Annotated in this window: 15 protein-coding genes and 1 pseudogene; 6 read left to right on the top strand and 10 right to left on the bottom strand. The window is 69.3% G+C overall.

All coding sequences use genetic code 11. The features are described 5' to 3' along the window. Positions 1–8: 8 nt before the first annotated feature. A pseudogene (locus QE452_RS00595) lies at positions 9–701 on the bottom strand (N-acetylmuramoyl-L-alanine amidase); the annotation flags it as partial. A 672-nt stretch (positions 702–1,373) separates the two neighbouring features. Between QE452_RS00595 and QE452_RS00590 the strand changes: the two are divergent. From QE452_RS00590 to QE452_RS00580, 3 genes are all read left to right on the top strand, one after another. Further along, entirely contained in the window at positions 1,374–4,079 is a 2,706-nt protein-coding gene (locus QE452_RS00590; protein ID WP_309658233.1) for a ribonuclease E/G, read from the top strand. 662 nt (positions 4,080–4,741) lie between these two features. After that, on the top strand, positions 4,742–5,707 hold the full coding sequence (glpX, locus tag QE452_RS00585; protein WP_309658232.1) for a class II fructose-bisphosphatase: 966 nt from the start codon (positions 4,742–4,744) through the stop codon (positions 5,705–5,707). Further along, positions 5,704–6,399, top strand: a complete 696-nt coding sequence (locus tag QE452_RS00580; RefSeq protein ID WP_309658231.1) for a type II CAAX endopeptidase family protein — start codon at positions 5,704–5,706, stop codon at positions 6,397–6,399. Before glpX ends, QE452_RS00580 begins: the two co-directional genes overlap by 4 nt. Here the strand turns inward: QE452_RS00580 and QE452_RS00575 are convergent. The 5 genes from QE452_RS00575 to QE452_RS00555 form a co-directional block, all read right to left on the bottom strand. Next, on the bottom strand, positions 6,365–7,126 hold the full coding sequence (locus tag QE452_RS00575; protein WP_125995579.1) for an ABC transporter permease: 762 nt from the start codon (positions 7,124–7,126) through the stop codon (positions 6,365–6,367). The genes QE452_RS00580 and QE452_RS00575 overlap by 35 nt on opposite strands. A gap of 67 nt (positions 7,127–7,193) precedes the next feature. After that, entirely contained in the window at positions 7,194–8,123 is a 930-nt protein-coding gene (locus QE452_RS00570; protein ID WP_309658230.1) for an ABC transporter ATP-binding protein, read from the bottom strand. After that, positions 8,120–8,824 carry a DsbA family protein gene (locus QE452_RS00565; RefSeq protein WP_309658229.1) on the bottom strand — a complete coding sequence of 235 codons (705 nt, stop codon included), beginning with the start codon at positions 8,822–8,824 and terminating at the stop codon, positions 8,120–8,122. The genes QE452_RS00570 and QE452_RS00565 overlap by 4 nt, the downstream gene beginning before the upstream one ends. Beyond that, the gene (locus QE452_RS00560; protein WP_309658228.1) at positions 8,821–10,179 is read right to left on the bottom strand and encodes a M48 family metalloprotease; all 1,359 of its coding nucleotides are present in this window, start codon (positions 10,177–10,179) and stop codon (positions 8,821–8,823) included. The genes QE452_RS00565 and QE452_RS00560 overlap by 4 nt, the downstream gene beginning before the upstream one ends. A gap of 314 nt (positions 10,180–10,493) precedes the next feature. Further along, on the bottom strand, positions 10,494–12,896 hold the full coding sequence (locus tag QE452_RS00555; protein ID WP_405052714.1) for a glycoside hydrolase family 3 N-terminal domain-containing protein: 2,403 nt from the start codon (positions 12,894–12,896) through the stop codon (positions 10,494–10,496). 123 nt (positions 12,897–13,019) lie between these two features. Here QE452_RS00555 and QE452_RS00550 point away from each other — a divergent pair, with 123 nt between their 5' ends. Genes QE452_RS00550 through QE452_RS00540 form a run of 3 tightly spaced genes read left to right on the top strand, consistent with a single transcriptional unit; the run spans position 13,020 to position 18,396 of the window. Continuing rightward, a complete protein-coding gene (locus QE452_RS00550) occupies positions 13,020–15,146 on the top strand; it encodes an alpha-glucuronidase family glycosyl hydrolase (RefSeq protein WP_309658227.1) in 2,127 nt (708 codons plus the stop codon). Further along, positions 15,143–16,291, top strand: coding sequence for an endo-1,4-beta-xylanase (locus QE452_RS00545; RefSeq protein ID WP_309729463.1), 1,149 nt, complete (start codon positions 15,143–15,145; stop codon positions 16,289–16,291). Before QE452_RS00550 ends, QE452_RS00545 begins: the two co-directional genes overlap by 4 nt. 5 nt (positions 16,292–16,296) lie before the next feature. Continuing rightward, positions 16,297–18,396, top strand: a complete 2,100-nt coding sequence (locus tag QE452_RS00540) for a GDSL-type esterase/lipase family protein (RefSeq protein WP_309658225.1) — start codon at positions 16,297–16,299, stop codon at positions 18,394–18,396. An 84-nt stretch (positions 18,397–18,480) separates the two neighbouring features. Here the strand turns inward: QE452_RS00540 and QE452_RS00535 are convergent, their stop codons facing one another. The 4 genes from QE452_RS00535 to QE452_RS00520 all read right to left on the bottom strand — a co-directional run bounded on the left by QE452_RS00535 (position 18,481) and on the right by QE452_RS00520 (position 22,971). Beyond that, positions 18,481–19,917, bottom strand: coding sequence for a sugar porter family MFS transporter (locus QE452_RS00535; RefSeq protein WP_309658224.1), 1,437 nt, complete (start codon positions 19,915–19,917; stop codon positions 18,481–18,483). A gap of 78 nt (positions 19,918–19,995) precedes the next feature. Beyond that, entirely contained in the window at positions 19,996–21,108 is a 1,113-nt protein-coding gene (locus QE452_RS00530) for a LacI family DNA-binding transcriptional regulator (protein WP_309658223.1), read from the bottom strand. A 39-nt stretch (positions 21,109–21,147) separates the two neighbouring features. After that, positions 21,148–22,260, bottom strand: a complete 1,113-nt coding sequence (locus QE452_RS00525; protein ID WP_309729461.1) for an acyltransferase family protein — start codon at positions 22,258–22,260, stop codon at positions 21,148–21,150. A 33-nt stretch (positions 22,261–22,293) separates the two neighbouring features. Beyond that, on the bottom strand, positions 22,294–22,971 hold the full coding sequence (locus tag QE452_RS00520; protein ID WP_309658221.1) for a GDSL-type esterase/lipase family protein: 678 nt from the start codon (positions 22,969–22,971) through the stop codon (positions 22,294–22,296). Positions 22,972–23,143: the final 172 nt, after the last annotated feature.

The raw sequence follows: 23,143 nt of genomic DNA, 5'->3' as shown, positions 1-23,143 counted from the left end.
GATAGGGATCAGCGCGTGACCATCCGCCGCGCGAAATGCACCTCCACCGCGCGGCGCACCCCCTCGGCGATGCGCTGCCGCCCCTCGCTACTGTCGAGAAAGGCGGCGTCGACGGGGTTGGAGATATAGCCCGTCTCGAACAGGATCGACGGCATGTCCGGCGCCTTCAGCACCATCAGGCTGGCCATGCGGTGGAAATTGGGTTTCATCGGCACCAGCGGCTTGGCCTCGCGACCCAACAGCCGGGCGAAATTGGCGGAGGCGTTCATCGTCTCCCGCTGGGTCAGGTCGATCAGGATCGAGGACACGTCCTCGCCCGCCTCGCCCAGATTGACGCCGGCGATCACGTCCGCCTTGTTCTCGCGCGCCGCCAGCCGCGCCGCTTCCTTGTCGGACGCCACCTCGGACAGGGTATAGACCGAGGCGCCGGTGGCATCGCCCACGCCGACGCTGTCGCAATGGATCGAGATGAACAGGTCGGCGCGCAGCCGGCGGGCGATGCCATAGCGTTCGCGCAGCACCAGATAATGATCGTCGTCCCGGGTCAGCGCCACCCGCACCCGGCCGCTGTCGAGCAGTTCGTCGCGGATCGCCTTGGCGATCTTCAGCGTCACGTCCTTCTCGCGCAGGCCGTTGGCGCGGTTGATCGCGCCGGGATCGACGCCGCCATGACCCGCATCGATCACCACCAGCGGCCGTCCCGCCTCGCCGCGCACCTTGGGCAGCGGCGCGGCATGGACCTTGGGCAGCGTCACCGACACGCGCGCGCCGGGCGGCGGGGCGGCGTGCACCGGCAGCGCATGCCAGCCGAGCGTCGCCATCGCCAGCATCCCGCCTGCCGAGGTCCAGCGCAAAACCATCGTCACCAAACCCCTTTCGTCACCGGCCCTTGCCTGATGAAGGGCGCTGCGGCGATGCGCCGCACCATTCCATCCCTGTGATGGATATGCTTAATATTTTGCGAGCGTTGCGCCCCATCGACCGACCGGCGTTAACCCGGCCTGAAGACCCCTGTCGACCCCGGAGTAACGCAGGATACGACCGGTTGCGAAGCGCGCCGCGCGATGCTAGCGTCTGTACCGTACCCGTGTGTCGTCTCGCAACCCGTTGAGCGCCACCGGCGTGCCCGCCCGTCGATCCCGACGGGCCAATCCAGGTTGACGCTCGCATGATGCAATTCCCGTTCCCGCTGATCCGCCCGGCTTTTGCCGGCGGCGTCGCGGTGGCGGGCCCGCCGCAGGGCCAGATGCCCCGGCAAGCCAAGCGAGCAGACGCGCTTTATCGCCACCTTCGCGCCCCCGCCGCCATCGGCCCGGGCGCGCATTATCATCGCGCGCGAGGGCCCGGCCCGACGCGCACGTGGAGACCGTTTGATGACCACGCGTATGCTGATCGACGCACGCCACCGGGAGGAGACCCGGGTCGCCGTCGTACAAGGTAACCGGATCGAAGAGTTCGATTTCGAATCCGCCGAGCGCAAGCAGCTCAAGGGCAATATCTACCTCGCCAAGGTGACGCGCGTCGAGCCGTCGCTGCAGGCGGCGTTCGTCGACTATGGCGGCAACCGCCACGGCTTCCTGGCCTTTTCCGAAATCCATCCGGATTATTACCAGATCCCCAAGGAGGATCGCGACGCGCTGCTGCGCGAAGAGGCCGAGCACGCCGCCGAGGAAGCCGCGCTGCGCGCCGAGCAGGATGCGCATGACGACGACGATCATGACGAGGACGAGGAGTTCGACGACGAGTCGGGCTATGACGACGACTCGTCCGAGTCCGAGGACGAAGAGGGCGGCGAGTCGGCCGAGCGCCCGCGCCGCCGTCCCGCCAAGGGTGGCGCCAATGACGATCAGGTCGAGGCGCTGCGCCAGCGTCGCATGAACCTGCGCCGCCGCTACAAGATCCAGGACGTGATCCGCCGCCGCCAGGTGCTGCTGGTCCAGGTCGTCAAGGAAGAGCGCGGCAACAAGGGCGCGGCGCTGACCACCTATCTCTCGCTGGCCGGCCGCTATTGCGTGCTGATGCCCAACACGTCGCATGGCGGCGGCATCAGCCGCAAGATTTCGAACGCCGCCGATCGCAAGCGGCTGAAGTCGATCATGGCCGATCTGCAGCTACCCTCGTCGATGGGCTGCATCGTCCGCACCGCCGGGCTGCAGCGCACCAAGGTCGAGATCAAGCGAGACTTCGACTATCTGGCGCGCCTGTGGGACGAGATCCGCGACAAGACGCTGACCTCTTCCGCGCCCGCTTTGGTCTATGGCGACAGCGACCTGATCAAGCGCGCGATCCGCGACATCTACAACAAGGACATCGACGAAGTCATCGTCGAGGGCGAGGAAGGCTATCGCCACGCCAAGGACTTCATGCGGCTGCTGATGCCGGCCCATGCGCGCAAGGTGAAGCAATATGCCGACGCCGTGCCGCTGTTCCAGCGCGCGCATGTCGAGGACCAGCTGGCCGCGATGTACAATCCGGTCGTCCAGCTGAAGTCGGGCGGCTATCTGGTCATCAACCCGACCGAGGCTTTGGTGTCGATCGACATCAACTCCGGCCGTTCGACCCGCGAGCATAATATCGAGCAGACCGCGACCGCGACCAATCTGGAAGCGGCGCAGGAGATCGCGCGCCAGCTCCGCCTGCGCGACATGGCGGGCCTGGTCGTCATCGACTTCATCGACATGGACCATTCGTCCAACGTCCGGAAGGTCGAGAAGGCGATGAAGGAGGCGCTGAAGAACGATCGCGCGCGCATCCAGGTCGGCCGTATCTCCAGCTTCGGCCTGATGGAGATGAGCCGCCAGCGCCTGCGCACCGGCGTGCTGGAAGCGTCGACCCGCGCCTGCCCGCATTGCGAGGGCACCGGGCTGGTCCGCACCGCTTCGTCGGCGGGCCTGTCGGCGCTGCGCCTGCTGGAGGAAGAGGCGGCGCGCGGCCGTGGCTCGCTGCTGACGCTGCGCGCGTCGCAGGAGGCGGCGATCTACGTCCTCAACCGCAAGCGCGCCGACATCGCCGAGGTCGAGGAGCGCTATGGCGTCTCGATCGAGGTGCTGCCCGATCGCGAGGAAGAGGGCGCGCGGATGACGGTCGACGTCTCCGGCCCGCCGCCGGCCTATGCGCCGCGCATCGATGAACTCGTCGTCGAGGAAGACGAGGAGGAGTTCATCGAGGAGGAGGAGATCGAGGAAGAGGAGGAGCTGGAAGAGGCCGAGCCCGCTCCGCGTCCGGCGCGCAACGACAGCGAGGGTGAGGGTCGCGGCAAGCGCCGCCGTCGTCGTCGCGGGCGTCGTGGCAATCGGGGCGACGAGGGCGAGGACTCGAACGAGACCGGTGCCGAGTCCGAGGAGGAAACCGACGAGAACGGCGTCGAGCCGGAGTCGGTCGAGGACGAGACCGATAGCGATGCCGAGACGACCGAGGCCGACGAGCCCCAGGCGCAGGGCGATGCCGAGGGCGAAGGCGGTCGCCGTCGTCGTCGCGGTCGCCGCGGTCGTCGCGGTGGCCGTCGCCAGGACGGTGTCGAGACGCAGGGATCGACCGACCAGGCGGTCGAGGTCGAGGAAGCCGCCGATGCGGGCGATTCGGGCCCGGTGACCGATCCGATCGCGCTCGCCATCGTCGAGCCCGAGGTCGAGGCCGACGTACCGGCAGCCCCGGTCGAGGAGGCCGCGCCCGCGCCGAAGACGCGTCGTCGTCCGCGTGCGCGCGCGGCGGTCGCCGAGACGGCGGCACCGGCTCCCGCCGAAGTGGCTGTCGCGCCGCAGCCGACACCGGCACCGGCACCGGCACCGGCACCGGCGGTCGAGGCGGAGGCCGAGGCCCCCGCCAAGCCCAAGCGCGTCCGCAAGAAGAAGGTCGAGACCGAAGCCCCCGCCCCGGTCGTCGAACCGGTCGCGGAGGAGGTGCCGGCCAAGCCCAAGCGCGTCCGCAAGAAGAAGGTCGAGGCCGAGGCGCCTGCGCCCGCTCCTGAGCCGGAAGCGGTGGCGGAAGAGCCGGTCGCGGAAGCTCCGGAGGCCGAAGCCGCCCCCGCATCGGGCGACGCCCCGCGTCGCGGCTGGTGGCAGCGCACCTTCGGCGCCTGACCCGATCCGGCCGCCCCGCCCTTTCCGGCGTGGGGCGGCCGATCACCAGACGAACCGTCCCGGCGATGATGCTTCACCGCATCGTCGCCGGGATTTTTTGTGCGCCCGAAGCATGAGCCCCGATGACCGTTCCGGCAAAGATGGGCCCTTCGCGAAGGTCGCCACCATGCTCCGGCGGACGCAGGAGCCCAGGGTTGCCGATACCCACAAGACGTTGCTTGGCTGGACTCTCAAGCCGGAGGACAGCGGATCACCCCGAGCCGTCATTGCGAGCGCAGCGAAGCAATCCATAGCGTCACGCGCGCGGCCGTGGATTGTTTCGCTCTGTTCGCAATGACGAACCCAAGTCATGGCATCGGACTCTGGGCTCCTGCTTTCGCAGGAGCACGGGCCTGTCGCCCCTGTTGCCCAACTTTTGTGGAGGCCCTGCGAAGGCCGAAATCCAGCGGGGTGACCGTCACAATCTCTTCAGAACATTCCGTTACTGGACCCCGGCCTTCGCCGGGGTGGATGGCGGTTCCCACATACTCTTCGTCCCCGCCAAACCGCCCGCGAAAACAGCCCGCGCATGATCCGCGCACGCACTGCCCTTGCCCGTCGCAACCAGCCGGGCTATTCCCGTGTTTAACGTGTTCAACGCATCGTCCGCCACGGAGACCCCAATGATCGCGACTGCCAGCAACGTCCTCGACCGCGTGCTCGTCCTCGAAATGGTCCGGGTGACCGAGGCGGCGGCGGTGGCCGCATCGACGCTGGTCGGGCGCGGCGACGAGAAGGCCGCCGATGCCGCCGCCGTGGAGGCGATGCGCGCCGCGCTCAACGAACTGGACATGGACGGCACGGTGGTGATCGGCGAGGGCGAGCGCGACGAGGCGCCGATGCTCTATATCGGCGAGAAGGTCGGCACCGGCACCGGGCCGGAGATCGACATCGCGCTCGACCCGCTGGAGGGGACGACGATCTGCGCCAAGGCCGGGCCGAACAGCCTGGCGGTGCTGGCGATCGCCGAGCGCGGCGGCCTGCTCAACGCGCCCGACGTCTATATGGACAAGATCGCGGTCGGCCCGGGCCTGCCCGACAATATCATCGACCTGGACAAGTCGGTGACCGAGAATGTCACCGCCGTCGCCGCCGCCAAGGGCGTGAAGCCCAGCGACATCGTCGCCTGCGTGCTCGACCGGCCCCGGCACGAGGCGCTGATCGCCGAGCTGCGGTCGATCGGCTGCGGCGTGGTGCTGATCGGCGATGGCGACGTGGCGGGCGTGATCGCGACGACCAATCCGGACACGACGATCGACATCTATATGGGCTCGGGCGGCGCGCCGGAGGGGGTGCTGGCCTGTGCGGCGCTGCGCTGCGTCGGCGGGCAGTTCAAGGGCCGGCTGCTGTTCCGCAACGACGACGAGCGCGCCCGCGCCGCCAAATGGGGCGTGACCGATCTCGACCGCCAATATGACCTGACCGATCTGGCCAAGGGCGACTGCATCTTCGCCGCGACCGGCGTGACCGACGGATCGCTGCTGGCGGGCGTCAAGCGCAAGGGCGGGATGATGACCACCGAGAGCGTGGTGATGCGCGCCTCCTCCGGTACGGTGCGCTGGGTCAAGGGCGAGCATCGCCTGGGGTGAGCCGGCTGCTCGCGCTGCTGCTGCTGGCCGGATCGCTGGCGGCGGCGGGCTGGTTCGTGCGCCCCAAGGACCGCGCCCGGGATCGCGACGCGATGTACCGGGCCTGGGTGATGCGGGCGCTGGCGGCGTTCTGGCTGCCGGTTCTGGTGTCGCTGGCGGTGCTGGACGGCTGGAGAGTGCTGACCGGCTTGCCTTTGGTGTTCCAGCCGGTGCGAGACGCCCTGCCGGGATTCGCCCCCGGCGAGATCGTCGCGGGTGCCCTTGGCGGCACGGTGCTGGGTCTGGCGGTCGCGGCGTGGCGCGCGCGGACCGGCGGACGGCCTATCGGGCGGCCCGGCGCGCTGATGCCGCGCGACCGGCGCGAACTGCCCTGGGGCATCGTCGTCGCGATCGTCGCGGGGGCGAGCGAGGAGCCGTTCTTCCGCCTGCTCCTGCCGCTGCTCATCACGCTCGCCACGGGCAGCGCCTGGGTCGGGTTCGGCCTGGCGACGCTGATCTTCGGGGCGATGCACCGCTATCAGGGCTGGCGCGGCATGGTCGCGACGACCCTGTTCGGCGCGGTCATGGCCTGGGTCTATCTGGCGAGCGGGGCGCTGTGGCTGGTCGTGCTGCTCCACATGCTGGTCGACCTGAACGGGCTGGTGATCTGGCCCGCCCTCAGGCCTTCAGACGCCATCCCGTCCGGAAGATGATCGTGACGAAAGCCAGGCACGCACAGAGAAAGGCGAAGGAGACGCCCAGGCTGATCCCGACGCCGACATCGCTCTGCCCGAAGAACGTCCAGCGGAAACCGTTGATCAGATAGACGACCGGGTTGAACAGCGTGATCGTCCGCCACGGCTCGGGCAGGATCTGCACCGAGTAGAAGGCCCCGCCCAGGAAGGTCATCGGCGTGACGATCAGGAGCGGCACGACCTGCAACTGCTCGAAGCCATTGGCCAGGATGCCGATCGCGAAGCCGAACAGGCAGAAGGCCGCCGCGACCAGCACCAGGTAGAGCAGCATCAGGAAGGGATGCGCGACCGGCAGGTCGACGAACAGATGCGCGGTGGCGAAGATGATCAGGCCGATCAGCAGCGACTTGGTCGTCGCCGCGCCGACATAGCCCATCACCGTCTCGATCGGCGACAGCGGCGCGGACAGGATCTCGTAGATGGTGCCGGTGAATTTGGGCATGTAGATGCCCAGCGACGCGTTGAGGATGCTTTCCGAGAAGATCGCGAGCAGCATCAGCCCCGGCACGATGAACGCGCCATAGGGCACACCCGACACCTCGCGCATCTGCGATCCGATGGCCGAGCCAAAGACGATGAAATAGAGCGAGGTGGTGATGACCGGCACCGCCAGGCTGGTCCAGATCGTCCGCCCGAACCGCGCCATCTCGAAGCGGTAGATGGCCCAGATGCCGTGGAGATTCATGGATGGGCTCCGGGATGGAATGGGGTGGCAGGAGGAGACGGAGGGGTCGTCGCGGGCATGGCCGCCCTCACCGTTCGCGCTCCACCAGGTCGACGAAGATGTCCTCCAGGCTCGACTTGGCGGTTTCCAGATCCTTGAAATGGATGCCGAGATCGCCGACCCGGCGGAGGAAGCCGGGGATGCCGGTCCGCTCGTCGGTGGCGTTGAAGACATAGCGGAGCACATGGCCGTCATGCACCAGCGTCGGGTTCCACTCGGCCAGTTCCGGCGGCACCGCGTCGAGCGGCTCGACCAGGGTCAGGTCCAGCTCGCGCTTGCCCAGCTTCTGCATCAGCGCGACCTTGTCCTCGACCAGCAGCAGCCGGCCCTTGGCGATCACGCCGACCCGGTCGGCCATTTCCTCGGCCTCCTCGATATAATGGGTGGTCAGGATGATCGTCACGCCGCGCTCGCGCAGCGACCGCACCAACGTCCACATGTCGCGGCGCAGCGCCACGTCGACGCCGGCCGAGGGTTCGTCGAGGAACAGCAGTTCGGGCTCGTGCGCCAGCGCCTTGGCGATCAGCACGCGCCGCTTCATCCCGCCCGACAGGTCCTTGATCTTGGCGGACCGCTTCTCCCACAGCGACAGGTCGCGCAGCAGCCGCTCGACATAGGCGGGGTCGGCAGCGCGGCCGAACAGCCGGCGCGAGAAGGAAACGGTGGCGAGTACCGTCTCGAACGCGTCGGTCGCCAGTTCCTGCGGCACCAGCCCGATCCGCCGCCGCGCCGCCTTGTAATCGACCAGCGCGTCATGCCCGTCGACCAAGATCGTGCCCGAGGACGGGGTGACGATGCCGCAGACGATCGAGATCAGCGTCGTCTTGCCCGCGCCGTTCGGCCCGAGCAGCGCGAAAATCTCGCCCCGTCTGATGTCGAGATCGACCGCATGCAGCGCGGTCGGCCCGTCGCGATAGTGTTTGGAAATGCCCGACAGGCGCAGGATGGAGTCGGTCATGCCGCTTTGCGCGCGGCGGCGATCGCCTTGGCAAGTTCCTCGGGCGGCAGCGCGCCCGACAGCACCTGGTCGCCGACCACCCAAGACGGCGTGCCGGTGAAGCCCAGCCGCCCGGCCATCTCCAGATTGCCGGCGATCTCCGCATCCAGCTTCGGCGTCAGCGCGGCGAGCTGGCGGGTGTCGACCCCGGCCTTGGCGGCGGCGGCGGCGATGCTGTCGGGCGTCACCCGGCCACCGCCATAGAGCGCGTCGTGAAAGGCGGCGAACTTGCCCTGCGCGGCGGCGAGCAGGCTCATCCGCGCCGCATCCCGGCTGGTGGGCGCCAGGATCGGCAGTTCGCGGAACACCACGCGCAGCTTAGGATCGTTCGCGACCAACTGGCGGATTGCGGGCAGGCTGGCGCGGCAATAGCCGCAATTATAGTCGTAATATTCGACCAGTGTCACATCGCCGCGCGGATTGCCGGCATAGGCGCTGCCGAACGGCGTGGTGATCGCGGCGCGGTTCGCGGCGACCGACTTGCCCGATTCCTGTGCCTGCAGCTTCGCCATCGCCTCGGGCAGCACCTCGGGATGCGCGAGCAGATAGGTCCGCACCGCCTCGCCCGACGCGGCGCCGTCGCGCGCGTCCAGCACATGCACCGCGCCGCCACCGATCAGCCCGCCGGCCACTGCCACCAGCGCGAGCGTCAGGATCCTCATCGTTTTTTCTTCTTCCTGTCGCTGGCCATCGCGTCGCCGGAGGTCATCGCAATATCTTGCGCGCGGATCCAGTCGGGCGTGTTGGCGGGGATATTGGCCATGGCGTAACGCGCGGATTGCACGGCGGTTCGCTGGTCGCCGGTCATTTGCGCGCGTTCGGCGGTGGCGAGCGCGGCCCGCGCCGAATCGCCGCTCTGTTCATAGGCGGTGCCGAGTTGCATCCACGCCCAGGGATTGTCGTCGTCGCGCTGCGTGGCGATGCGCAGCACGCGGATCGCCTCGGGCAGGTTCGCCTTGTCCTCGGTCGCGATCAGCGCATGGCCATAGGTGGTGGCGATCAGCGGATTGTTGCGCGATCCCTCGGTCGCGGCCCGCAAGGGTCCGAGCGCCAGGCGCGGCTTGCCCGCCTCCAGCAGGATTTGGCCTTGGATCTCCTGGAAATAGGGGTCGTGCGGTTGCGCGACGATCAGCGCCGCCGCCTCGGCATCGGCTTTGTCGGGATAGCCGCCCTTGTGATAGGCATAGGCGCGCGCATAATGCGCGTAGAGCGACTGGTCGGTCTCCGGATATTCGGCCAGCGTCCGCGACGGTTCCGCGACATAGCCGAGCAGCTTGGCCTTCACCCGGCGGAACCGCTCCTCCAGCGCCGCGTCGGGCTTGGCGTTATAGGACTTGGACTTCTGGATGTCGGCGGTCAGGTTGGCGATGCGCTCGCCCGACAGCGGGTGGGTCTGCATGAACGGGTCGATATTGGCGGTGCCGTAGCGATATTCCTGATTCGCCAGCTTCTTGAAGAAGGTCAGCATCCCCTTGCCGCTGACCCCGGCGGTGTCGAGATAGCGGACGGCGGAGGCGTCGGCGGTCGATTCCTGGGTGCGGCTGAACGACAGATATTTGCCCATCGCCGCCTGCTGGCCCATCGCCATGATGCCGGCCCCCGCATCGCCCGATCCGGCCGCCATCGCCGCCAGGCCCAGCACCATCGACAGGATGGTCATGCCCATCGCCGGCTTCATCGCCGCCTCGCCCGACAGGACATGGCCATCGGCGATATGGCCGACCTCGTGCGCGATCACGCCCTGCACCTCATTGGCGTTGCTCGCCGCCTCGATCAGGCCGGAATGGATATAGACGATCTGCCCGCCCGCGACGAAGGCGTTGATCGACCCGTCGTTGATCAGGACGATCTGCACGTCGCGCGGGTTGAGGCCGGCGGCCTTGACGATATCCGCCGACATGTCGTGGAACATAGCCTCGGTCTCGGCATCGCGCAGGATCGATTGTGCGGCCGCCGGCTGCACCCAGACGAGGAGCGCGGCGGCCAGCGCGGCCAGGCGAGCGGTGGGACGCTTCATAGGGGCAGCTATCCGCGAAAAACCATGGGGGATCAACGGGCATGGCGCTTGGCGACATACGGGTGAACCGGGCCTGAAGCGGCGGCGACCGGCGCGTCGCGGCGACCATCGCCATATCGTTGATTATGCGAGCATCTCTTTCCACCCGTACCGAAAAGGGAAATCCGCAGGTCGGCAGGATCACGGAAAAACATGGCGATGGGCGGCTGGGTCGCGACCACGCTCCGCCTCGCCTGATCCTGCAGCCCCCAGGGTCGATGGAGGCCGCCATCGGGGATCACCCGGCGGCGGCTTCTGCATGGCCGGCGGCGGGGTCAGACGATGTCGAGTTCCGCCGTCTTCAGCTCGACCGAATTGCCGCCCGCCATGATCGTGAAGCGGCCCGGCTCCACCACCTCGCGCAGGTCGGCGTCGATCATCCGGAATGCCTCCGGCCCCAGCACGAAGCGGAGCGTGCGCCGCTCGCCCGGGGCCAGCGTCACCCGCTCGAACCCCTTCAGCTCCTTGACCGGCCGCGCGACCGAGGCGACCTGATCATGGACGTAGAGCTGCACCACCTCGTCCCCCGCCCGCGCGCCGATATTGGCGACATCGACCTCGACCGTCACCGTGCCGGCACGGCCGATCGTCGGGGCGGACAGGCGCGGCGCGCCGATCTCGAAGCGGGTGTAGCTCAGCCCATGGCCGAACGGGAACAAGGGCGTGCCGTCCGCGAACAGATAGCCGCGCCCGGTCGACGGCTTGGCATTATAGTAGATCGGCACCTGCCCCACCTCGCGCACCACCGTCACCGGCAGCTTGGCGCCCGGATTGATCCGGCCGAACAGCGCCTCCGCCATGGCGGTGCCGCCCTCCTGCCCCGGATACCAGCAGAGCAGCACCGCATGGGCGCGCGCGATCACGTTCGGCCAGCTCGGCGGACGACCGGCGATGGCGGCGACCACCACCGGCTTGCCCAGCGCATGGAGCGCGTCGAACAGCGCATTTTGGTCGCCGACCAGGTCCAGCGTGGTACGGTCGCCCAGATGGTTGCGCGCGAACCCCTCGCGGCTGGTCTGTTCGGTATCGCCGATCGCGAGCACGATCACATCGGCCTCGCGCGCCGCCGCCACCGCCTCGGCGATCAGGCGGCGATTCTCCGCCGGGTCGCCCAGCAGGACCTCGTCGGCAGAGCGGTCCTCGCTCTGGGTGATCCGCACCCCCTGCGCATGGACGATCTGTGCCGATCCGCCGACCAGCGCCCGGATGCCGTCGAGCAGGCTGACGCTCCGGCGTGGCGGCGCGGAATAGCCGCCCAGTCGCGCGATCGCCGCATTGGGGCCGATCACCGCGATCCGCCCCGCCGGCTTCAGCGGCAGCGTGCCGTCATTGGTCAGCAGGCACAGCGACTTGCGCGCCGCCTCCAGCGCCAGCGCGCACGCCTCCGCATTGCCGGTCAGCCGCTGGGCGATGGCGGGATCGGTCGGGCCCGCGTCGAACAGGCCGGCGCGGAACTTGAGCGTCAGGATGCGTGCACAGGCCCGGTCGACCGCCGCCTGCGACACGGTGCCGGCGCGGACCTGATCGGCGAGCGTGCGATAGGCGGTGCCGTCGGGCAGTTCGCTGTCGACCCCCGCCGCCAGCGCCGCCCGCGCCGCCGCCGGCCGATCGGCGGCGACATGGTGGATCGTCGCCAGTTCCTCGACCGCGCCGTAATCGCTGACGATCGCGCCGTCGAAGCCCCATTCGCCGCGCAGCACCTGCCCCAGCAGCCAGCGATTGGCATGGCTCGGCACGCCGTCGATCTCGTTGTACGAGGGCATGACGGCGGCGATCTTGGTCCGCTCCACCACCGCGCGGAACGGCGGGAAGAAGGATTCGCGCAACTCGCGGATCGCGATCGGCGCGGGTGCGATATTGTTGCCGGCCTGGGGCTGGCCATGGCCGGTCATGTGCTTCAGCGTCGCGAACACCTTGCCGGGTTGCAGCGTCGCGCTGTCGCCCTGCAACCCGCGCACCGCCGCCACGCCCATCTCGCCGCAGAGATAGGGGTCCTCGCCGAACGTCTCCTCGATCCGGCCCCAGCGGGGATCGCGGGCGATGTCGACCACGGGCGACAGCGCCAGCTGGCTGCCATGCGCGCGCACCTCGCGCCCGATCACCGACTGGCACCGCTCCACTAGGTCGCGGTCGAAGCTGCCGGCCATGCCGATCGCCTGGGGGAACATGGTCGCGCCCGGCGCCATATAGCCGTGGAGCGACTCCTCGTGGAACAGCACGGGGATGCCGAGCCGGGTCTCCTCGCGCGCCCAGCGCTGGATCGCGTTGACGAAGCGGATGGTCGAGGCGCCGTCGCGATATTGCGCGCCGGTGCCGCCCGCCACCTCCGCCACGCGCGGGCCGCCGCGCCTGTCGGAGGGCCGGGTGATCTGGCCGAAGCCGTTGGGATAGGCCTGGGTCGCCCTGGCGGGGTCGAAGTCGAGCCCGCCCTCCACCATCACCTGCGCCTTGGTCGCCCATAGCGCGATCATCTGCGCGACCTTCTCGTCCAGCGTCATCCGCGCCATCAGGTCGCGGATGCGCAGGTCGATCGGCGCGCGGGCATCCTTGTAGAGCGGGGCGGCCGACCGCGTCGCGGCGAGGAGCGGGGCCGGCATCAGCGCCAGCAGCGAAACGCCCGACCAGCGCAGGCAATCGCGGCGGGTCGCCCCAGTCTGGGCGGCGGATCGGCGTGTCATATCAAATCTCTCCCGTACCCCTGGTCCGGCGTTGCTACCGACGCCGTTCAGGTGATAGCGGTATCATGAAGAGGGCGAACCCGGACTGTCAACTCGCAGCCGCCGCCCGATCGGGAGAGAAGGATGCGTGCCAAGGCGTTGCGGCTGGGTTTGTTTCTGCTGTTGGGCGGAGCCTCGACTCCGCTGCTCGCGCAATCGGGCACGGCCCCTGCCGCCAGCGACCAGCTTGCGCCCGACGACGGCTATCGCCTGTGGATGCGCTATCCCGCCCGGACCATCGCGCCGGATGCGGTGACGGTCCGGGGCCGCTCCGCCACGCTCGATGCCGCCGCTGCCGAACTGCGCCGCGGCCTGCCCGCCGGCTTCGGCCCGGTCCTCCTCGCCACCGCCGGCGACCCGCACATCCAGGCGCTACGCCTGCCCTCGCCGGGGCCGGAGGGCTATGTCGTCCGCCGCGCCAGCATCGGCGGGCGGGCGACCGTCGTCGTCACCGGCGATGACGAACGCGGGGTGCTCTACGGGGCCTTCGCGCTGCTGCGGCAGGTGGCGACGGACGGCGCCTCCGCCGCCATCGACCTTCGCTCGCGCCCGCGCGTCGCCTTGCGCGTCCTCGACCATTGGGACAATTTGGATGGCGTGGTCGAGCGCGGCTATGCGGGTAAGTCGCTGTGGGACTGGTGGACGCTGCCCGACTATAAGGACCCGCGCTACACCGACTATGCGCGCGCCAATGCCGCGATCGGGATCAACGGCACCGTCCTCAACAACGTCAACGCCAAGGCGGAAAGCCTGACCGCGCCCTATATCGCCAAGGCGGCGGCGCTGGCGGATATCTTCCGCCCCTATGGCATCAAGGTCTATCTGTCGGCGCGCTTCTCCGCGCCGATCGAATTGGGCGGGCTGAAGACCGCCGACCCGCGCAATCCCGCCGTGGGGCGCTGGTGGCGCGCCAAGGCGGACGAGATCTACCGCGCCATCCCCGATTTCGGCGGCTTCCTGGTCAAGGCGAACAGCGAGGGGCAGCCGGGCCCCCGCGACTATGGCGCGACCCATGCGGACGGCGCCAACATGCTGGCGGCGGCGGTCAAGCCGCATGGCGGCATCGTGATGTGGCGCGCCTTCGTCTATGCCGATACCGATCCCGACGATCGCGCGAAACAGGCCTATGACGAGTTCAAGCCGCTCGACGGTCGTTTCGCCGACAATGTTGTGGTGCAGGTGAAGAACGGCGCGATCGACTTCCAGCCGCGCGAGCCCTTCCATCCGCTGTTCGGGGCGATGCCCCGGACGCCGCTGATGATCGAATTCCAGATCACCAAGGAATATCTGGGCTTCGCCACCCACCTCGCCTATCTCGCCCCCCTGTTCGCCGAGACGCTGGACGCCCAGACCCGCACCGCGCCCGGCGCGACCGTGGCGCGGGTCGTCGACGGCTCGCTGGAGGGGCACAGGCTGACCGGCATGGCCGGCGTCGCCAATATCGGCGACAGTCGCGACTGGACCGGGTCGCCGTTCAACCAGGCCAACTGGTACGCCTTCGGCCGGCTCGCCTGGGACCCCGGCCTGACGCCGGAGGCGATCGCCCGCGAATGGACCGCCCAGAGTTTCGGCCGCGATCCCCAGGTGATGCGGACCGTCACCGACATGCTGATGCGATCGCGCGAAGCCGTGGTCGACTATACCGGCGCGCTGGGCCTCGCCCATCTGATGGCCACCGGTCACCATTACGGCCCCGCCCCCTGGGTTTCGGACCTCAAGCGGCCCGAATGGAACCCGGTCTATTACCACCGCGCCGACCGGGGCGGCATCGGCTTCGACCGGACGAAGACGGGCAGCAACGCCGTCGCGCAATATGCGCCGGCGCTCGCCGCCAGGCTGGCCGATCCGCGCACCACGCCGGAGAGCGAGCTGCTGTGGTTTCATCACCTGCCCTGGGACTATCGCATGGCCTCGGGGCAGACATTGTGGGAGACGCTGGCGCGGCGCTACGACCGGGGCGTCGACACGGTGGCCGCGATGCGCCGCGAATGGGAGGCGTTACGCGGGCGCGTCGATCCGCAGCGCTGGGCGAAGACCGCGACCTTCCTCGCCGTGCAGGAGCGCGAGGCGCGCTGGTGGCGCGACGCCAGCCTGTCCTACTGGATGTCGGTCAACCATCTGCCGCTGCCCACCGGCATGGCACCGCCAGCGCATGATCTCGACTGGTACAAGCAACAACGCTTTCCGTTCGCACCGGGGAACCCGCAATGACCGATCATCTGACACGCAGGACGATGCTGGCTGGCCTGGCCGCGATGGGGAGCGCCCCGCTGGTCGGCACGGGCGCGGCGGCGGCGGTCGCGACCGGCCCCTCGCTCGACACGCTGGCCAAGGCCAGGGGGATGCGCTTCGGCTCGGCGGTCAATGGCCGGCCGGCGGGGACCGACAGCGGTTCCTGGGCCAACCCGGCCTATGCCGCGCTCCTGACCGGCGAGTGCGGGCTGGTCGTCGCCGAGAACGAGATGAAGTGGCAGGCGCTGCGCCCCGCGCCCGACCGGTTCGACTTCGCGCGGTTCGACGCGATGATCGACTGGGCGGATCGCCAGCATCTCGAGATGCGCGGGCATAATCTGCTGTGGCACCAGGACAAATGGCTGCCGCGCTGGATGGCGACGCATGACTTCGGCACCGGTGCGCGCAAGGCCGGCGAACAGATGCTGGTCCGCCATATCGAGACGGTGTGCCGCCGCTACGGCACGCGCATCCGCAGCTATGACGTGGTCAACGAGGCGGTGACGCCCGCGACCGGCGCGCTCTACGACACCGCCCTGTCCAGGGCGATCGGTGGCGCGGAGCCGACGCTCGACCTCGCCTTCCGCACCGCGCGCGCCGCCGCCCCGCACGCCCAGCTCGTCTATAACGACTATATGAGCTGGGAGCCCGGCAACGACCGCCACCGGGCGGGCGTGCTGACACTGCTCGAGGGGTTCAAGGCGCGGGGCGTGCCCGTCGACGCGCTGGGCGTGCAGTCGCATATCATGACCCAGCCGGCGGGCAGCGACGCGACGAAGCGCGAGGCGGAGTGGCGGCGCTTCCTGGATGCGGTGACGGCCATGGGATATGGCCTGGTCATCACCGAACTGGACGTGCGCGACAATAATCTGCCCGCCGACCCGAAGGTGCGCGACCGCGCGGTGGCGGACTATACCCGTGCCTATTGCGATCTGATGTTCAGCTATCCCCAGCTTCGCGACGTGCTCGCCTGGGGCATGAGCGACCGCTATAGCTGGATCGAGAGGTTCGAGCCGCGCAAGGACGGCGCGCGTCGCCGCCCCTGCCCCTATGACGATCGCTTCAACCCCAAGCCTATGCGCGACAGCCTCGCCGCCGCCTTTTCCGCCGCCCAACGGAGCTGACGATCATGCGTCCCTTCGCGACCCTCGCCGCCCTGCTCGCCGCCACCGCCCTCACCGCCGCCGTACCCGCCCGGGACCGCACCGCCCATTGGGTCGGCAGCTGGGGGTCGGCGCAACTGGTGGCGGATGGCGACAATGCCCTGCCGGCCGATCGGGGCAAGGCGGTGACGCTGCGCCAGATCGTCCGGCTGTCGGCGGGGGGCGAGCGGTTGCGCGTCCGCTTCTCCAACCTGTTCGGCACCACGCCGCTGACCATCGGCGCGGCCAGCGTCGCGCCCGCGCTCGCCCCCGGCACCGCGCGGATCGGGACCAGCCGGCCGCTCCGCTTCGCCGGACAGGCGCAGGCGGTGATTCCGCCCGGCGCGGAAATCTGGTCCGATCCCGTCGCCCTGCCGCTGCCGCCCGGCGCGGACCTGGCAATCAGCCTCTACTGGCCCGACATACCGGGCGTGCAGACTGGCCATCCCGGCGCACGGGGTGCGAATTTCCTGGTCGCCGGCAACCATGTCGCCGACCCCGAGCTGGCCGATGCGACGACCATGACCCGCTGGTACGGCATCGCCGATGTCGAGGTGGCGGGGCCGGCGACGCGAGGGACGCTGGTCGCGATCGGCGACTCGATCACCGACGGCTATGGCGTCACCGGCAACCGCAACACGCGCTGGTCCGATATCTTGGCCGGGCGGCTGCGGGCCGATGCGGCGACGCGCGGGATCGGCATGGTCAATGCCGGCATCGGCGGCGGGCGCGTGCTGCTCGACGGCAACGGCCCCAATCTGATGGCGCGCTTCGACCGCGACGTGATCGCGCGCACCGATGTGCGCTGGGCGATCCTGCTGGAGGGGGTCAACGATCTCGGCGTGCTGACTCGCGAGGCGCCCGCCACCCCGGCCGCGCACCGCGCGATCGTGCAGCACATCACCGCCGCCTATGCGCAGCTCGCCGACCGCGCCCATGCGCATGGCATCACGCTGATCGGCGGCACGATCACGCCCTTTGGCGGCAACGGCTATTATCATCCGGGGCCGGAGACGGAAGCGGACCGGCAGGCGATCAACGCCTTCATCCGCACCAGCGGGACGTTCGACGCGGTGGTCGATTTCGACCGGCTGCTGCGCGACCCGGCGCATCCCGACCGGCTGCGGCCCGCCTATGATTCGGGCGACCATCTCCACCCGTCCGAGGCAGGTTACAAGGCGATGGGCGATGCGGTGCCGCTGACGCTGTTCAGTGCCCGGCCGCGGCCGGTCGCGGTCGCGGCGGCGCTGGCCCCGGTGCCGGTCGCGCCCGCGCCGGCACCGACGATCGCGATCACCTTCGACGATATTCCCGCGCACGGCCCCCTGCCGCCCGGCATGACCCGGCTGGAGGTGATCCGCCGCATCACCGCCGCGCTGCGCGCCGCGGGCGCACCGGCCCATGGCTTCCTCAATGCCGGGTTCGGGCTGGACGACCCGACCTCGGCGGCGGCGATCCGGGCGTGGCGGTCGGCAGGTTTTCCGCTCGGCAACCACAGCTATGCGCATGAGAATCTCGACCAGGTCGGCGCGGACGCCTTCCTCGCTTCGGTGAAGAGGAACGAGGGGCCGCTGGCGATGGCGGCGGGGCGGAGCGACTGGCACTGGTTCCGCTATCCCTTCCTGGCGGAGGGGCGCGATCCGGCGGCGCGCGATGCGGTCCGCGCCCGGCTGGCGGCGGACGGCTATCGCATCGCCGGCGTGACGATGAGCTTCGACGATTTCGCCTGGAACCCCGTCTATGCCGCCTGCGCCGCCAAGGGCGACAAGGCCGCGATCGCACGGCTGGAAACCGGGATGCTGGCGGATGCCAGGGTGGCGGCGCTTGCCGCCCGGTCGCGGGCGCAGGCGCAGGTCGGGCACGACATCCCCTATGTGCTGCTGATGCATGTCGGGGCGCTCGACGCGCGGCTCCTGCCCCGCATCCTGGCGCAATATCGCGCGATGGGCTTCCGCTTCACCACGCTGGCCCAGGCGGAGGCCGACCCCTTCTACGCCGCCGCGCTCGACCCGCGTCGGCCGGGGCCGACCGCGACGCTGAACGGGCCGGCCGTGCTCAAGGGACCGCTGGCCGGGCTCTGCCAATAAGCGTCTTCGCAACAGCACAAAGAGAAACGGCGCGGGGATCGCTCCCCGCGCCGTTTCTCTTTTGCGTCGCTGACGGACTGGGGATCAGCCGGCCATGTCCTCCAGCTCGCGGCCCTTGGTCTCGTTGACCAGCGCCTTGACGAAGAAGAACGAGATCGCCGCGAAGAAGGCGTAGCCGGTATAGGTCACCGCCAGGCCGGGCGACACGGCGAGCGCCGGGAAGCTGACCGAGATGGCGGCGTTGGCGATCCACTGCGCAAAGCCCGACACCGCCAGGCCCGAACCGCGGATCTGGTTTGGGAACATCTCGCCCAGCATCACCCACATGACCGGGCCCCAGCTGGCGTTGAAGAAGATGACGTAGAGATTCGCCGACACCAGCGCCAGGATGCCGTTATTGCCCGGCAGCGACACCGCTCCGTTGGCGCCGGTCACGGCGGTGGAGAAGGCATAGGCAACCAGCGCCAGCGTCACCGCCATGCCGGCCGAACCGATCAGCAGCAGCGGCTTGCGGCCGATCTTGTCGACGGTCGCGATCGTGAACAGGCAGGCCGCGATCGACAGCACGCCCGACAGGATGTTGGTCTGGAGCGCATAATCCTCCGAGAAGCCGACCGCCTCCCACAAGGTCGCGCCGTAATAGAAGACGACGTTGATGCCGACCAGCTGCTGGAAGATGGCGAGGCCGATGCCCGCCCACAGGATGGGACGGATCTTGCCGGTGGTCTTGTCGACCAGGTCGGACAGCTTGGGCTTGTGATGGTCGACGGCGAGCGAGTTGCGGATCTCGACGACCTTGCGGTCCGCCTCGGCGCGGCCGAATAGGCGGGTCAACACGACGTGCGCCTCCGCATCGCGGCCCTTGGCGACCAGGAAGCGCGGGCTTTCCGGGATGACGAACAGCGCGACGAGATAGATGAACGCCGGGATCGCCTGGAGCCAGAACATCCAGCGCCAGGCCGGATAGTCGAGCCAGAACGGCGCGGTCGAGCCGCCGGCATAGCGGGCCAGCGCGAAATTGGCGACGAACGCGCCGGTCAGGCCGGTGATGATCATCACCTGCTGCACGCTGGTGAGACGTCCGCGGATCGAGGCCGGGGTGACCTCGGAGATATAGACGGGCGAGATGACGCTCGCCGCGCCGACGCCCAGGCCGCCGATGATGCGCGCCATGATGAAGATCGCCGAACTGGTCGCCGCGCCCGCGAGCAGCGCGGAGACGAGGAACAGCGCCGCCGCCAGCATCATGGTGTTGCGACGGCCGATCCGGTCGGCCAGCCGGCCCGCACCGAACGCACCGATCGCCGAGCCGACCAGGATCGCGCCGACATTGACGCCGATGCCGAGCCGGCCGAGGTCGAAGGCCGCCTCCAGCCCCTTTTGCGTCCCGTTGATGACGCCCGAATCATAGCCGAACATGAAGCCGCCGATGGTCGCGACGGCGACGATCGCGGCGATGAAACCATGGTTGACGGTGGCGGCTTCGCCCGCACTTCCCGTCCCCCGCATCTTATCGGTCATGGGACCCTCTCCTGATGACGCGTCGCCGACGACCGGCCCGCCCCAATATTGTTATCGCTATCAGTTAACCGTTGGCGGTCAAGCCGGAAGCACCTTCGGCCGCATCCGGGGCGGCGCATCCGATTGACGCCGAATGAAAGTATAGTCGAGCAACAGGTGCCGGTCCGCCACCTCGCCATCCTTGTGGCGCAGCACCGCGACCAGCAGCTCGACCGCCGCGCGCGCCATGTCGGCGATCGGCTGATGGATGGTGGTCAGCTCCGGCCAGATCGCGGTCGACAGGGTAGTGTCGTCGAAGCCGCAGACCGTCAGGTCGCCCGGTACGTCCAGCCCGCGCCGATGCGCGACCGCGACGGTGGCGGCGGCCATGTCGTCGTTGGACGAGAAGATCGCGGTCGGCGGATCGGCCCGGTCGAGCAGTTGCTCCGCCGCATCCAGACCCGATCGATAGGTATAGAGTCCCTGGACGATCAGTTCCGGGTCCACCGTGATCCCCGCTTCCTCCAGCGCCGCCTTGTAGCCGGAGAAGCGACGCGCGGAGGCGGTCAGATTGGGATTGCCCATGATGAAGCCGATGCGGCGATGGCCCAGCGACATGATGTGCCGGGTCATGGTCAGCGCGGCGGCGCGGTCGTCGATGCGGATCGCCAGCATGTCGGCGGCGGGCCGGCCGGTTGCGACCGAGACGGTCGGCACGCCGGCCTTGGCGAACAGGTCGAGCAGCGGCTCCGATTCGCACAGCGGCGGCGGCAGGACGACACCGTCGATGCCGCTGGCGACCACCTGCGCGGCGACCTCCATCTCATGATCGCCCAGCTCGCATTTCTCGACCACGATCTGCACGTCCGATCGCGACGCCTGGTCGAGGCTGCCGAGCAGGAACTCGCTGAGATAGCCGGCGGACGGGTTGCTGTAGAGCATCGCGACACGCAACTGGCGCGCGCCGGCCAGGCTGCGCGCGGCCGGGTTCGGCGCATAGTTGAGCGCGGCGATCGCCGCCTTCACCGTCTCCCGCGTCGAGGGGCGGACGCTCGCCTCGCCGTTGATGACGCGCGACACCGTCATCGGCGACACGCCGGCATGGCGCGCCACGTCGCTGATCGTCGGCGCGGACCGGACGCGGCGGGCGGTGCGGGTGGACGGCTTGGGCGGAGTGGAGACAGCAATCGGCGAAGGAGGTTCGGCAGCCATGATGCTGTCGGTACGCGCTCGCCGTCGCTTGGGGAAGGGCTAGACCGGTTTCGCCATGACCGCCGGACCGGCCGCCGGGCGGGTTGGCATCCCCCGGCCGTTCAACAGCCAGGCCAGCGTCGCCGACCGCTCCACCCCCAGGCGATGGACCAGATAGGACAGGCCGCCGCCGACGATCAGCGCCAGGTCGAACTCGATCCAGGGGCCGATATGCCAGGGGTGCGCCACCGTCTTGACCGCCAGGATGATGGGATAATGCAGCAGGTACATGGTGAACGAGGCCTCGCCCAGTTGCGCGAGCAGCGGCGGCACGCGCCGGATCGCGAGGGCGGAGCGCAGGATCAGCGCGGTGGCGGCGGGCGGGCACCAGGCCGCGCAGGCCAGTTCGATCAGACCACCCCACCAGAACAGCCGCGTGTCCGACATGGCGGGCCAGAGACCCCAGTGCCAGGCCATGGTGATCGCCGCGCCCCCCAGCAGGATCGCGACGGGCAGTCGCCGGTCACCGACCAGCGCGCGGCGTAGCACCGGCGCGCGCGCCATCGCCAGCCCCAGCAGGAACAAGGGCGCATAGCCCGCGACCAGCGGCAGCGACCGGGCCAGCGGCTGCCACTCGGGCGGCACGCGCATCCGGATGGGCATGACCAGCATGATCAGCAGGAAGGACAGCAATCCCGCCAGCAGCACCAGACGCGCCTGCAGGTGCCCGCCGCCTGCCACGTGCCGCTCGATCCGGTCGAACAGGCGCGAAACCCGCTTGCTCCGCCACAGGGCGTGACCCGCCAGCGTGTAGAGGATCAGCGCAATCAGGAACCAGAGATGGTGCGGGTTACACGTCCACAGCCGGCCCAGCCCGGCACCGGTGACCAGCGCCATGGCCGGGAAGATCAGCCCCAGCCCCACGATCAGCGGCACGCCGAGCCGGACCAGCCTGGTCCTCAGCCAGGGCCGGGAGTCCGACCGCCGCAACAGGGCGAAGCCGGTCAACAGGCCGGAGATCGTGAAGAAGGTGCCCATGCGGAACGCGGCGGAGGCGATGTTGATCGCGGCGAAGGGGGGATAGTCCTCCCGCCCCATCGTCGCGTGCAGCGCGATGCCGGCCAGCATCAGCAGCGCCCGCCACAGGGACAGCCCCTCGATCCGGGCCCTCACCGCCGAACCCGATCGGCTGAGCGGGGGACGGGGTCACGCCGGCTGCGCGCCGACGCAGTATCGAACCCGCACGGCCGGCAGCAGTTGCGCCAGGGCCGGCCGCAGCCGGGCGGACCAGCGGGCATAGCCCTGCGCGTTCAGGTGCACGCCGTCTTCCACATAATAGGGACCGGGCCGGCCATCGACCAGCAGCAGGGATCGCAGGTCGAGATAATGGAGATCGCGCCGCGTCGTCGCCAGCCGGCGCAGATCGTCGTTGAACGCGGTCTGTGCGGGCAGATTGCTCCAGCGCGTGGGACTGGGCTTGAGCGCGAGGACGATGACCGGCAGTGCGCCATAACGTTGCGTTTTCGCCGCCAGGAAATCGCGGAAATCGGCCATGGCCTGCCCGGCGGTGGCGCCGCGCGCGATGTCGTTCTCGCCCGAATAATAGACGATGCCGGCCGGGGCCGGGCCAGGAGGTTCGTGGCGGAAGGCCTGGACGATGCGCGGGATGACCGCGCCGTCGATGCCGCGATTATGCGCCTGCCACGGCACCATGTCGCGTGCCAGCGTCCGCCATTTGAAAACGGTCGACGAGCCGATGAACCACAGACTGCACGCCCCCGTCGGCTGGTCCGCGTCGGGCAGCGGCGCGCGCGCCGCCTGCACCTGTGCGACCGCGACATAGCCGCCGACGATGGTGCCGAAGACCGCGATGGCGACCGCCATCTTGTACCGTTCGGAGCGCGGCCGGCCGGTCGTGGAGCGAGAGGGGGATGACAGCAAGCCAGAGGTCCGTTGCGAAGCTGGCGAAATCCTAGGCCGACGGGCCTTAGGGGAAGGTTAAGAGCCTGCGATCGCAATCCATTTCGGTGGATGCGGTGATTTACGCGCGGCGACG

Origin of the sequence: Sphingomonas sp. SORGH_AS_0438, from assembly GCF_031453475.1 — a bacterium.
Taxonomy (GTDB): domain Bacteria; phylum Pseudomonadota; class Alphaproteobacteria; order Sphingomonadales; family Sphingomonadaceae; genus Sphingomonas.
Note: the sequence above shows the minus strand (reverse complement) of the source record. Positions and strands in the feature narration are given on the sequence as shown.

What these genes read in the sequence shown, in the direction of transcription:
- QE452_RS00590 (WP_309658233.1), top strand. Translation starts at nt 1,374, where the DNA reads ATGACCACGCGTATGCTGATCGACGCACGCCACCGGGAGGAGACCCGG.
- glpX (WP_309658232.1), top strand. Translation starts at nt 4,742, where the DNA reads ATGATCGCGACTGCCAGCAACGTCCTCGACCGCGTGCTCGTCCTCGAA.
- QE452_RS00575 (WP_125995579.1), bottom strand. Translation starts at nt 7,126, where the DNA reads ATGAATCTCCACGGCATCTGGGCCATCTACCGCTTCGAGATGGCGCGG.
- QE452_RS00570 (WP_309658230.1), bottom strand. Translation starts at nt 8,123, where the DNA reads ATGACCGACTCCATCCTGCGCCTGTCGGGCATTTCCAAACACTATCGC.
- QE452_RS00565 (WP_309658229.1), bottom strand. Translation starts at nt 8,824, where the DNA reads ATGAGGATCCTGACGCTCGCGCTGGTGGCAGTGGCCGGCGGGCTGATC.
- QE452_RS00560 (WP_309658228.1), bottom strand. Translation starts at nt 10,179, where the DNA reads ATGAAGCGTCCCACCGCTCGCCTGGCCGCGCTGGCCGCCGCGCTCCTC.
- QE452_RS00555 (WP_405052714.1), bottom strand. Translation starts at nt 12,896, where the DNA reads ATGACACGCCGATCCGCCGCCCAGACTGGGGCGACCCGCCGCGATTGC.
- QE452_RS00550 (WP_309658227.1), top strand. Translation starts at nt 13,020, where the DNA reads ATGCGTGCCAAGGCGTTGCGGCTGGGTTTGTTTCTGCTGTTGGGCGGA.
- QE452_RS00545 (WP_309729463.1), top strand. Translation starts at nt 15,143, where the DNA reads ATGACCGATCATCTGACACGCAGGACGATGCTGGCTGGCCTGGCCGCG.
- QE452_RS00540 (WP_309658225.1), top strand. Translation starts at nt 16,297, where the DNA reads ATGCGTCCCTTCGCGACCCTCGCCGCCCTGCTCGCCGCCACCGCCCTC.
- QE452_RS00535 (WP_309658224.1), bottom strand. Translation starts at nt 19,917, where the DNA reads ATGACCGATAAGATGCGGGGGACGGGAAGTGCGGGCGAAGCCGCCACC.
- QE452_RS00530 (WP_309658223.1), bottom strand. Translation starts at nt 21,108, where the DNA reads ATGGCTGCCGAACCTCCTTCGCCGATTGCTGTCTCCACTCCGCCCAAG.
- QE452_RS00520 (WP_309658221.1), bottom strand. Translation starts at nt 22,971, where the DNA reads ATGGCGGTCGCCATCGCGGTCTTCGGCACCATCGTCGGCGGCTATGTC.